Source organism: Burkholderia sp. Ac-20344, assembly GCF_017104975.1.
Taxonomy (GTDB): Bacteria; Pseudomonadota; Gammaproteobacteria; order Burkholderiales; family Burkholderiaceae; genus Burkholderia.
The window spans coordinates 1-12,315 of record NZ_JAAGPP010000206.1 but is presented as its reverse complement, the minus strand read 5'-3'; the positions used below and the strand labels follow the sequence as shown (position 1 = coordinate 12,315).

Annotated in this window: 6 protein-coding genes; all 6 read left to right on the top strand. The window is 64.1% G+C overall.

Annotated features, from left to right (window positions below):
• Positions 1-932 (top strand): type VI secretion system baseplate subunit TssG (tssG, locus tag G3N64_RS35660; RefSeq protein WP_205788344.1); only part of this gene is annotated, 932 nt, incomplete at its 5' end.
• Between the two features lie 12 nt (positions 933-944).
• Entirely contained in the window at positions 945-3,605 is a 2,661-nt protein-coding gene (tssH, locus tag G3N64_RS35655) for a type VI secretion system ATPase TssH (protein ID WP_205788343.1), read from the top strand.
• The gene (gene tssI, locus G3N64_RS35650) at positions 3,602-5,806 is read left to right on the top strand and encodes a type VI secretion system tip protein TssI/VgrG (protein ID WP_205788342.1); all 2,205 of its coding nucleotides are present in this window, start codon (positions 3,602-3,604) and stop codon (positions 5,804-5,806) included. Before tssH ends, tssI begins: the two co-directional genes overlap by 4 nt.
• Positions 5,807-5,821: 15 nt before the next feature.
• A complete protein-coding gene (locus G3N64_RS35645; protein WP_205788341.1) occupies positions 5,822-7,087 on the top strand; it encodes a hypothetical protein in 1,266 nt (421 codons plus the stop codon).
• 15 nt (positions 7,088-7,102) lie between these two features.
• A complete protein-coding gene (locus G3N64_RS35640) occupies positions 7,103-11,722 on the top strand; it encodes an RHS repeat-associated core domain-containing protein (RefSeq protein ID WP_205788340.1) in 4,620 nt (1,539 codons plus the stop codon).
• A 41-nt stretch (positions 11,723-11,763) separates the two neighbouring features.
• On the top strand, positions 11,764-12,108 hold the full coding sequence (locus G3N64_RS35635) for a hypothetical protein (RefSeq protein ID WP_241021375.1): 345 nt from the start codon (positions 11,764-11,766) through the stop codon (positions 12,106-12,108).
• The last annotated feature ends 207 nt before the right edge of the window (positions 12,109-12,315 follow it).

Sequence of the window (12,315 nt, the reverse complement as noted above, 5' to 3'; positions counted from 1 at the left end):
CCGTGCGGCCCCGCGACGAGCCGGTGCGGCTCGGGCAGCAACCGTCGCTTGCGTTCGCGGCGTCGATGCTGGCCGGCGTGAGCGACGACAGCAGTGGCATGCCGCCGCGCATCGCGATCCACGGGTTCGGGCTGTTCGGGCCGAACGGGCCGCTGCCGACGCACCTGACCGAATACGCGCACGAACGCGCGGCGCAGCACGACGACCCGACGTTTGCTGCGTTCGCCGACCTGTTCCATCACCGGCTGATCCTGCTGTTCTACCGCGCATGGGCCGATGCACAGCCGACGGTGAACCTCGATCGCCCGGAGCGCGCACGGTTCGACGGTTATGTCGCGAGCCTGATCGGGCGGGCGGCACACGGCGACAGGCCGGCCGCTCAAGCCGATGCCGACACGCTTGCGCCGCATGCGCGCTATTTCCATGCGGGCCATCTCGTGCGGCACACGCGCAACCCGGAAGGGCTCGCGCAGATCCTGCGCCGGTATTTCGATGTCGAGGCCCGCATCGTCGAGCACGTGCCGCAGTGGGTCGCGATCGAACGTTCGCAGCGCTGCACGATCCGCGCGACGCGGCCGACGTTGCGGGTCGGCGCCGTCGCGCTCGGCATCGCGGTGCGCGATGCGCAGTCGCGCTTCCGGATCGTGCTCGGCCCGCTGTCGCTCGACGCGTACCGCCGCTTCCTGCCCGGCGGCCCGCATGCGCGGCAGCTCGCGCAATGGGTGCGCGAATACGTCGGCATCGAGTTCGACTGGGACGTGCAGCTCGAACTGGCGGCCGACGCAGTGCCGGCGATCGCGCTCGGCGCGCCGCAGGGCATCGGCCGCACCGCGTGGCTCGGGCAGCGGCTCGAACCGGGCCCGGCGCGTGACCTCGTCGTCCGCTACGACGTGCGGCGCGGCAGCGCCCCCCTTCATCGCGAAACCGCCTAAACGGGAACCGTCATGTCCGATATCGGCCGCGCCAACCTGTTCGGAAAACTGAATCCGTCTCTCTACGAGACGCTCGAGCAGGCGACCGGCTTCTGCCGGCTGCGCGGCAATCCGTACGTCGAGCTCGCGCACTGGTTCAAGCAGATGCTGCAGCGGCCCGACGGCGACCTGCAGCGCGTGCTGCGTCATTTCGGGATCGACGACGCCGCGATCGACCGCGGGCTGGTTGCCGCGCTCGACAGGCTGCCGCGCGGCGCGGGCTCGGTGTCGGATCTGTCCGTGCATATCGACGACGCCGTCGAACGTGCATGGGTGTACGCGACGCTGAAGTACGACGCGACACGCATTCGCGGCGCGGTGCTGCTGCTCGCGATCCTGAAGACGCCGCAGTTGCGCAACGTGCTGGTGGCGATCACGCGCGAATTCGAGCGTGTCGTGCCGGACGTGCTCGCCGACGAACTCGAATCGATCGTTTCCGGTTCGCCGGAGGCGCAACCGGCCGGGCAGGCTGCGCCGGGCGGCGACACGGCGATGCGCGGGGCGACCACCGCCGCCGACGGCTCCGCGCTCGCACGCTTCGCCGTCGACCTGACCGCCCGCGCGCGGGCCAGAGAGATCGATCCAGTGATCGGGCGCGATTCGGAGATTCGCCAGATCGTCGACATCCTGCTGCGGCGCCGGCAGAACAACCCACTGCTGGTCGGCGAGGCCGGCGTCGGCAAGACGGCCGTCGCGGAAGGCTTCGCGCTGCGGATCGCCGCCGGCGACGTGCCGCCGTCGCTGCACGACGTCGCGCTGTACCTGCTCGACATCGGTCTGCTGCAGGCCGGCGCGAGCGTGAAGGGCGAGTTCGAGAGCCGGTTGCGCGGCGTGATCGACGAAGCGATGTCGTCCGAGCGGCCGGCGATCCTGTTCATCGACGAAGTTCACACGCTCGTCGGCGCGGGCGGGGCCGCCGGCACCGGCGACGCCGCGAACCTGCTGAAGCCCGCGCTCGCGCGTGGCCTGCTGCGCACCATCGGCGCGACCACGTGGTCCGAGTACAAGCAGTACATCGAGAAGGACCCGGCGCTCACGCGGCGTTTCCAGCTCGTGCACGTGCACGAACCGGAAGAAGCGGCCGCGCTGACGATGCTGCGCGGCCTCGCCGGGAAACTCGAGGCCCACCACCGCGTGCTCGTGCTCGACGACGCGCTAGAGGCTGCCGTCACGCTGTCGCACCGTTACATTCCCGCCCGCCAGTTGCCGGACAAGGCGATCAGCCTGCTCGATACGGCCTGCGCGCGCGTCGCCGTCAGCCAGCACGCGGTGCCCGCGCCGATCGAAGATGCGCGCCGCCGGATCGATATCCTGCGCGCCGAACAGGAGCGGATCGGACGTGAATGCGCGCTCGGCACCGGCGATACCGCGCGACGCGACGGGATCGAGCACGACATTGCCGCCGCCGGGGCCGAGCTCGACCGGCTCGACACACGCTGGCAAACCGAACGCGACGCATTGACGGCGATCGTCGATGCCCGCACATTGCTGCTCGACGACGATCCGTCGCACGCGCTCGATGCCGACGCGCGCACCGCGGCGCAAACCCGTCTCTCGGCCGCGCAGCAGGCGCTGGCCGACCTGCAGGGCGACGCGCCGCTCGTGCTGCCCGCCGTCGACCCGCACGCGGTGGCCGCCGTCGTGGCCGACTGGACCGGCATTCCGCTCGGCCGGATGGTGCGCAACGAAACGCAGGCCGTGCTGAAGCTCGCCGATACGCTCGGCGAACGCGTCGTCGGCCAGAAACACGCGGTCGACCTGATCGCCGAGCGCATCCAGACCGCGCGCGCCAGGCTGGACGATCCGAAGAAGCCGCATGGCGTGTTCCTGCTGTGCGGGCCGTCCGGCGTCGGCAAGACCGAGACCGCGCTTGCGCTCGCCGACACGCTGTACGGCGGCGAACACAACGCGATCACGATCAACATGAGCGAGTTCCAGGAGGCGCATACCGTGTCGACGCTGAAGGGCGCGCCGCCCGGCTATGTCGGCTACGGGCAGGGCGGGGTGCTGACCGAGGCCGTGCGCCGCCGCCCGTACAGCGTCGTGCTGCTCGACGAGATCGAGAAGGCACACCGCGACGTGCACGAGATTTTCTTCCAGGTATTCGACAAGGGCTGGATGGAGGACGGCGAGGGGCGCGACATCGATTTCCGGCATACGGTGATCCTGCTGACGTCGAACGTCGGTGCCGATCGCGTGATGCAGCTGTGCCGCGACCCCGAGCGCCTGCCCGACGTGCAGACGCTTGCCGATGCGCTGCGCGCGCCGCTGCTCGACGTGTTTCCTGCCGCGCTGCTCGGCCGGTTGACCGTCGTGCCGTATTACCCGCTCACCGACGCGACGCTCGCGCGGATCGTCGCGCTGCAGTTGCGGCGGATCGAGCAGCGGATCGACGCGCACCACGGCATCCGGCTGCGCTGCACCGACGCGGCGACCGCGCTGGTCGTCGAGCGCTGCCGGACGATCGAATCCGGCGGCCGGATGGTCGATGCGATCCTCACGCATACGGTGATGCCGCGCATCGGCCGCGCAATCCTGCAGGCCACGCTCGAAGGCCGCACGCTGTCGTCGATCGAGCTGAGCGCGGCCGACGGCGAATTCGCGTACCGGTTCGACGAGGAGGAAGCGACTTGAATCGCGTATTCACACTCGACAGCCCGCACGGCGACGACCTCAAGTTCCATACGCTCGACGGCAGCGACGAACTCGGCCGCCTGTTCGAATTCCGGATCGAGGCGCTCGCCGACAGTCACAGCCTGTCGCTGAAGGACATGCTCGGCAAGCCCGTGACGGTCCGGATCGAACAGCAGGACCTGTCGACGCGCTACCTGAACGGTATCGTTGCGCGCGCGTCGCTCGCCGGGCGGCGCGCCGAGCGGTACTACGGCTACGAACTGATCGTGCGCCCGTGGCTGTGGCTCGCGACGCGCCGCTCCGATTGCCGGATCTTCCAGAACAAGACCGTGCCCGAGATCGTGCAGGAGGTGCTGTCGACGTATGGGTTTCCGATCGAGAACCACCTCGCCGAGTCGTATGTGCCGCGCGACTATTGCGTGCAGTACAACGAGACCGATGCCGCGTTCGTGTCGCGGCTGATGGAGTTCGAGGGGATCTACTTCTGGTTCCGGCATGCGGAGGACGCGCATACGCTGATGCTGGGCGACGCGATGTCGTCGCACACCGTGCTGCCCGGCTACGAGACGATTCCGTACATCGCACGCGACCGCACCGCGATCGCCGACGAGGAGCACATCGACGGCTGGCTGCCCGCGCAGGAAGTGAGCGTCGGCCGGCACCAGACCACCGACTACGACTACACGAAGCCGCGTGCCGATCTTTCGTCGCAGAAGGTCGATCCACGTGGGCATGATCACGACAGTTTTGCTTCGTTCGAGTGGCCGGGCGGCTATCGCGACGATGCACCCGGCGCGCATTACAGCCGCGTGCGGCTCGAGGAACAGCAGGCCGAACATGAGCGGGCGAGCGCCGATACCGACGTGCGTGGCGCCGCGCCCGGTTATCTGTTCACGCTCGAACGTTGCCCGCGCGCCGACCAGAACCGCGAGTACCTGATCGTGCGGTGCCAGTACCGCTTTCAGGAGAACGCGTATGCGAGCGACCAGGGCGCGGAGGCCGTCGTGCATCAGACGATGATGCTCGTGCAGCCGTCGAGCCTGCCTTATCGATCGCCGCGCGATACGCCGCAGCCGCGGACCAACGGGCCGCAGACGGCCACCGTGGTCGGGCCGCTAGGGGAGGAAATCTGGACCGACCAGTACGGGCGCGTGAAGCTGCAGTTCCGCTGGGATCGGTATGGGCAGAGCAATCAGGATTCGTCGTGCTGGGTGCGGGTGTCGAGCCCCTGGGCTGGGGGCGGGTTCGGGGGCGTGCAGATTCCGCGGGTGGGTGACGAGGTCGTCGTCGATTTCCTGAACGGCGATCCGGATGAGCCGATCGTGACCGGGCGGGTTTACAACGGCGAGAAGATGCCGCCGTGGGGGTTGCCGGGGAGTGCGACGCAGAGTGGCTTGCTATCTCGTTCTTCGCCGGGCGGGACGACCGACCATGCGAATGCGTTCCGATTCGAGGACAAGAAGGGCGCCGAGCAGCTGTGGATGCATGCGGAACGGAATTTCGACGCGGAGACCGAGGCCGATCACACGCTGTCGGTCGGGAACAACCATACGCATACGGTCGGGAACGACGAAACGATGCAGGTGAAGAACAACCGGCAACGGAGTGTGGGGCAGAACGAGACGGTGAATATCGGGCAGAACCGGGTTGCGCAGATCGGCGCGAACGAGACGCATGGCGTCGTCGGCAACCGGACGCGGACGGTCGGGCAGAACGAAACCGTGACGATCACCGCGAATCGCGACGCGACCATCGGTGGCGCGCATACCGAGACGGTCGCGAAAGCGAAGACCGAAACGATCGGGGAAGCCAAGACACTGAACGTCGGACAGATGTACCAGACGACGTCGCAGGACATGAAGACGCTAGTCGCATCGGCACATACCGAAGAAATCGGCACGCGAACGTCGACGATCGCGAATGCGCATACGCACACGGTCGGCGGCGAACACACCGTTAACGTCGGTGCGAACCATACGACGAACGTGCGGCACCAGGTGACCGTCAATGCCGGCGACCGGCTTTCGCTCGTCTGCGGGATGTCCAGCATCGTGATGAAGAGCGACGGCACGATCACGATCCGGGGTGTCAACGTCGCATCGACCGGCACCAACACACACAGCGTGAACGGCAAGACGGTGACGTCGTCCGCAACGGGCGAGCACACGGTGGAAGGCACGATCCTGAAACTGAACCCGTGACGGAGGTTCGCACGAATGCAGAACTGGCAGCCGACCAATCCGGTGGAGCGCAGGTTCATGGATGCGCATACGGACTGGATGCGTTTCGCGAAGGAACAGGATGCGCGATTGATGATCTGGCAGACCGACGAGAAAGATGCGGAACTCGTCCGGTTGTATTTCCAGGTTCAGGACGAAACGTCGTGCGCAGTCAGGACGATGCGCGCGTCGTTCGTCAATGAATCGGGTTATGCGAAGGCCTTGACGGATGAACTCGTCGCGTTCTACGACAGCCGGAGAGAGGCATCCGATGCGCAAGGCGTGCGTGCCGACTGGCAAGCGCCGTACGACGACGGCAAGAATCCGATGCTGTATCTGCTCACGGTTGCCGACAGCCTGATTCGGCACCATCCGGATATTTTCCCCGCGATGGTGTTCGTCCTGGCGCCGGTGACAGTACGGGACGAGACGGCATGGGTGCGATGGATGGATGGCTTGCTGTCGCTCGTTGCCGCCACGCCGAAGCTGGGCGAGCGCGTGCGCTTCGTCGTGCCGCGTACCGGGATCGAGCCGTTCGCAGTATTGATGCAGCAGCATCGGGCTGCGGTGCGCATCGTACATGGCAAGTATTCGATGGCGAGCGTGCCGCGCGAACTGCTGGCGGAATCCGGCGAGCGCGGGCCGAGCGGTGAGTTCCGGCGCCATTTCGTGATGCTGACCGAGGTGATCGAAGGCAGCAATCCGTCTCGGCTCGAGGAATTGCGCGCGGCGGCGCTGAAGGTCGCTGAGCACGAGCAGTGGTTCGATCAGTGTGTCGTCGTGCATCTGATTGCGGGGGCAGCGTATCTGAAGTGGCGCGATCGGGAGCGTGCGATCGAGGCTTACCGGAGCGCTGCCGGCAGCGGCATGCGCGCGGTCGGGGCAGGGCATCCGGCGGGGCACAAGCTCGTGGCGAACGGGCTGTTCGGCGAGGCGAGCGTGCATCTGACGCACCAGGATCATGCGCACGCGGCGTATTGCTATGAACGTGCCGCGGCGTCGACGACGGCGGCGAAGGACGGGCTGATGACGGTCGAGGCCTGGCGAATGAGTGCGGTGTGCTGGGAGCGGGCAGGGGAGCGTGAACATGCGCTGGAGGCCGGGTTCAATGCGCTCGATGCAGGATTGATGATCGACGAGCCGATGCGGGCGAACAGTAATCTGCCGATGGTTATCGAGTGGATGGTGTCGCAGCTGGGCACGATGGACCGGCGACGCAACGCGCTCAGCGAGAAGGTCGCGGCGTTGCGTGGTGGGCGCTGAGCGGGGGCCGAAACCGTGGCACTTCTCGCCGTCAAGCATCTCGATCCGGTTGTTGGTGTCGACGTTCATTCGGTGTTGGTTGCACCGAGTCCAACGCCCATATTTTTGCCGCATCCGCATGTCGGGTTCATGCTCGACCTACGGGAGTATGTCGAGGCGGCGAAGGGCGTCGTCGGCAGTATTGCGATGGCGATTGCCCAGGAGAAAGCGACCGAGTATCTCGAGGATCATCCCGATGTCGTAAAGAAGCTCGACGATGCTGCCCAGTTTGCGGCGGGAAAACTGAGCGATATCCAGGACAACGCGATCGTCGCGGAAGCGCTGAAACTCGAGCAGCAAGCGGCAGCGCTCCAGAGCAGCGTTGGAAACGCACTCGGCGCAGGTATCGGAATGGGCGGCGCCGCGGGCCGGCCGATCTTCGTGAATGGCTTGATGCGGGCCACGGTCGGCACGCACTCGTATCACGTGCCGGGCCTGCATTTTCCGCTCGGCGAATCGTTTGCGCCACCTCCGGCGCCGAACCCCATCCCGTCGGACGACGCCGAGTCGTACATGGGCAGCCGGACCGTGCTTGCCAACAACGATCCGATGTCGTTCATGGCGCTGCCGGCATTGAGTTGCTGGGCGGTTGGCATGGAGCCGCCGGGGCACAACAGCGCGCATACGGAGCGGACCTATCCGTCGATGCCGAGCTCGGTGATGTTGCCGATTCCGGCAGGGCGGCCGGTGATGGTCGGCGGCCCGCCGGTGTTGAATATGGCAGCGGCGGCGAAGGGGCTATTCAAGGCATTTCGGGGGTCGAAGTGGGCGAAGGCGCTGGCAGACAAATTGCATCTGAAGCCGGGTTTTCTGAAATGCAACGTCTTGCATGCAGAGCCGGTGGATGTCACGACCGGCGAAGTCATCGTCGCACAGCACGACTTCACGATTACCGGACATCTTCCGCTCGAATGGAACCGATGTTATGCGAGTCGGGTGCAACGCCTCGGTACTGTTGGCGTCGGATGGAGCACGCCAGCAGACATCCGTTTGACTCTCATTTCGCGCGACGACGGCATCGGGGCAGCGATCTACTTTGTCGACCATGCCACGGCGTTCGACGATGTTCCCAGGCACGAGGGGTGGGCGGCGCATGCCGGTGATTGGCAGTACGGTTATGCGCTGTACTTTCGCGACGACCAATTGGTATTGCGTACGGGCGAGGGTATCGAATACGGGTTCTTGTTGCCACGCCCGTGGGGCACGATCGTCGACGGGTTATCCGGTGCCCCCCAACTGACGCTGATGCTCGACTGGATCGGGGATCGCTATGGCCATGCGTGGCTGTTCGAGCGCAGTACGTCGGGTCAGCTGTCTCGTATCGTCGAACATGGCATCGAAGGGCCGACAGGTCGACTCATCGAGTGTCGACCGAATGTTGACGTTGACGCACACCGCGGCCTGACAGCGGGGATGACATTGATCAACCCCGACGGACACGCGTATCCGCTAGTACGTTACGAGCACGACCGTGATCGGAACCTCGTCGCTGCACTCGATGCCATGAGCAATCCGCGCCGCTTCGACTACGAGAGTGGAAATCGAATGACGCGGCACGTGAGCGCCAGCGGTGTTTCGTTTCGCTACAGCTATCGACGAGATGCCGACGGCGCGTGGCGTGTCGACCACGCGTGGGGCGACGATGGCGTGCTCGACTATCGCTTCGATTACGACCTCGCTCGATACGAAACCCGCATTACCGAATCCACTGGACACGTCGCGATCATTCAGATGAATGGACGTCACGTTCCGATCGCCGAGATAGACGTACTCGGCGGGATGACCAGTTACCGTTACGACAACCGGTGGCGGACCTGCACCCGGACCGACCCGATGGGTCGTACGTGTCGATGGGAATATGACGCGCATGGCAATCTGATTGCACAGTTCATGCCGGACGGTCGATCGATTCGAGCCGAATACGATATCAACCACAAGCCAACTTGCGTAACCGGGCCTGGCGGTCGTCAATTTCGATACGAATGGGATGCGCGCGGTCGCCTGATGAGTCGCGCCACGCCATCCCAAGCGACGTTCAGATATGCATACGACAACCTCGGTCGCGTTACCGCCTGTGTCGGTCCGCGAGGTGACGTGACTTCGTTCGGTTACGACCGATACGGTAACCTGACCGCGACGGTCGATGCGCTGGGACACCGTACGCAATACGAACGCGACGCACGTGGCTATGTCATAGGCTCCCTCGATGCAGCGGGACACCAAAACCGTTACGAGCGAGATCCCTGCGGACGGCTGGTACGCGCCATCGAATGGGACGGACGCGAGATTCACTGTCGCTACGACCCGGATGGCAATCTCGTGCGGTACCGCGACCCGGTCGGCAATGTGACACGTCTTGCCTATACGACGCTGGGAGAAATCGCGAAGCGGATTCAGCCTGATGGCACTGAAGTCCTGTATCGCTACGACACGGAAGGGCAGCTTGTCCAGGTCGTCAACGAACGGGGAGAGTCCTATCTGCTCAAGCGCGACGCGCTCGGTAGAATTGTCGAAGAAATCGACTACTGGGGGCAGTCGCGCGTTTACGAATACGGGTCGACCGGGGAGCTCTTGCGTAGCATCGACCCCCATGGCCAGGCTGTCGAGTATCACTATGACGAGGCAGGGCGAATCGTCGAGAAGCGCATGCCTGATCCCGACCGGCACGACGGCGTTCGGACTGACCGCTTCCACTACGACGACCATGGCGATCTCATTCGCGCGTCGAACGCATCCTCGCTCCTCGAGTTCAGATATGACGCCGACGGCAGGCTGGTCGAGGAACGACAGGGCGACGACTTTACGCTTTTCAATCGATACGACGCCGCCGGCAATCGTATCGAACGAAGAACGTGCGTCGTTGCGGGCAGCGAAATCGTCGAGCAGTCGATTCGTTACGACTATGACGCACTGAGTGCGGTCGTCCGGATCGAGATCGATGGTCATGCGCCAATCGTCATCGAGCGGGACGCACTCGGCCAGATTCGCGACGAGCGCCTCGGCGATGCCCTGCGACGCGAGATGTCGTACGAAGCCAAGGGACGTTTGTCCCGACAGGCCCTGCTTGCCGATACCGGGGAGATGTTCGCGATCGAATACGCGTACGACGCCAACGGTGACCTGATCGAGCGACGCGACTCCCGGACCGGTATCGAGCAGTTTCAATACGACCCTGTCGGGCAAGTCGTCGCACATATCGACTCCGCAGGCACGACACGCCGCTTCCCGTATGACCCGGCCGGAGACCTGCTCAGCACCCGGGTTTTCCGGTCAAGCCAGCTGCGGGGAGAAACAGGATCGCCGGCCTGGCGTCGGGAAGGCGTGCACGAAGACAGTCATTACGTATTCGATCGTGCCGGCAATCTCGTGCACAAGCGCGAGGCAAACCAGGAGATTACGCTGCGGTGGGACGCGGCCGGGCAATTGGCCGAGACGCTGACGACTCGTCGCGCCGGGCCAGGCGACGTCAACGACGATCATCACCTCCGCGTACGATATGAATACGACGCTTTTCGCCGGCGGATCAGGAAAATCACTTCGTCGCGTCGGCTCGAATCCGGTCACACCTCGGTTTGCCAATTTTTTTGGGACGGCGACGTCCTCTCGAGCGAAGTCCGCTCCGACCAGCCAGACGAGAAAAATGACCGGACACGCAGTGTGCCGATCCGCCGGGACGTCCGGGACTGGATCCACTATCCCGATACGTTTCGGCCGCTCGCCGTGGTTCATCGACCCCTCGGCTCGTGCATACCGCCTGCGGCGTCCGAGCATGCCGATGTCGAGGCCGGGAGCGAGCCGTCACGCAATCGGGTACGGACACTCAAGGCAATCGCAGGCTATTCCTCTCCGAACACGACGTCGGCTACATGCGAACGGCCGGCGTCGTATCGCCCCGTCGGCACCATCTACTTCTTCCATAACGACCCTAACGGGGCGCCAGTCCGCGTCGTCGACGAGCGTGGCCGAACTGCGTGGGAAGCGAGTTACGCCACCTGGTCGAGCAACACGCCGATACAGCCGAAAGACGGGCCGTCGTTCGATCAGCCCATTCGGCTTCAAGGACAGTACTACGACGAAGAAACCGGATTTTCCTACAACAGGTATCGGTATCTCGATCATGGAATCGGGCAGTTCATCAGCCAGGATCCGAGCTGCATCGAGGGAGGTTCGGCACTCTATCAATATGCACCGAATCCGGCTGCCTGGATCGACCCGTATGGTCTTGCAAATACGATCGACGGTCACGGGAATACGGTCCCGATCGTCTCCTTGGGTATTCCCGACAAATCCTTGTTCAAACCCAAATCCGGCATCACTACGGCGTACTCGCGCAATTCCCAATGCGGACCGACCGCGGCGCAGACGAGAGCAGTGCAGGGCAAACCATGCGCGGCGTGCAATCAGACAGCGACAACGATGGTTGCCGACCATATCGATGCTCTCGTGGTCGAGTATTATCGAACCGGAACCAACGACGTCACTGTGCAAACGTCAATTGCCGCGGTGCAGCCGCATTGTCCCGATTGTTCTCGATCCCAGGGGGGCAAAGCGTCGGGATTTTCGCGAGCGATGAAAAAAGCCCTTCATATCCCATGAAGAAGATTTTCAGTCTCTGAACGCACACCTGGAACGGAAAGATGGAATCACGACACGAAACAGCCATCGCGGAAATGCAGCGGGAAGTATGCGAACGATATGGGTTGCAGGAAACCGCCGTGGAGAACATGGTCGCCTTCGCGACCTCGACTGTGGGGCAGATGCCTGTTTATGGCACGCGCCTGGAACGTGGTCCGGACGATAACATCAGTTGGTATTTTCATTGCGGCGAGTACTCGGACGCCGACGACTTTTATCAGCCAGTGCATACGGAGCATCTTCAGCAAATGCTGCCGCTCGTCATCAAGTATCTTCGGTTGCCGCCCGGCACGCGTTTCATCGTCGATGACCAGGGATACGAGGATGTTTGGCGGGAGCCTGCCTGATCCTGCCGGCGGAGCAGCACCGAGGGTGTGCGCGGTGCGTAAACTTTATTTGACATAACGTGAATTATCGACAGTTTGGGTTGTGGTAGCTTTTTAGAAATGTCGTGTTCTAGCCATTTAGAAATGTCGCGTTTGGACCTCGGTAAGCTTGCCGGCTCCCCGTCAGATCATGGAGCCGGCGATGCACCGAACAGCACTGGTGACATT

What these genes read in the sequence shown, in the direction of transcription:
- tssH (WP_205788343.1), top strand. Translation starts at nt 945, where the DNA reads ATGTCCGATATCGGCCGCGCCAACCTGTTCGGAAAACTGAATCCGTCT.
- G3N64_RS35645 (WP_205788341.1), top strand. Translation starts at nt 5,822, where the DNA reads ATGCAGAACTGGCAGCCGACCAATCCGGTGGAGCGCAGGTTCATGGAT.
- G3N64_RS35635 (WP_241021375.1), top strand. Translation starts at nt 11,764, where the DNA reads ATGGAATCACGACACGAAACAGCCATCGCGGAAATGCAGCGGGAAGTA.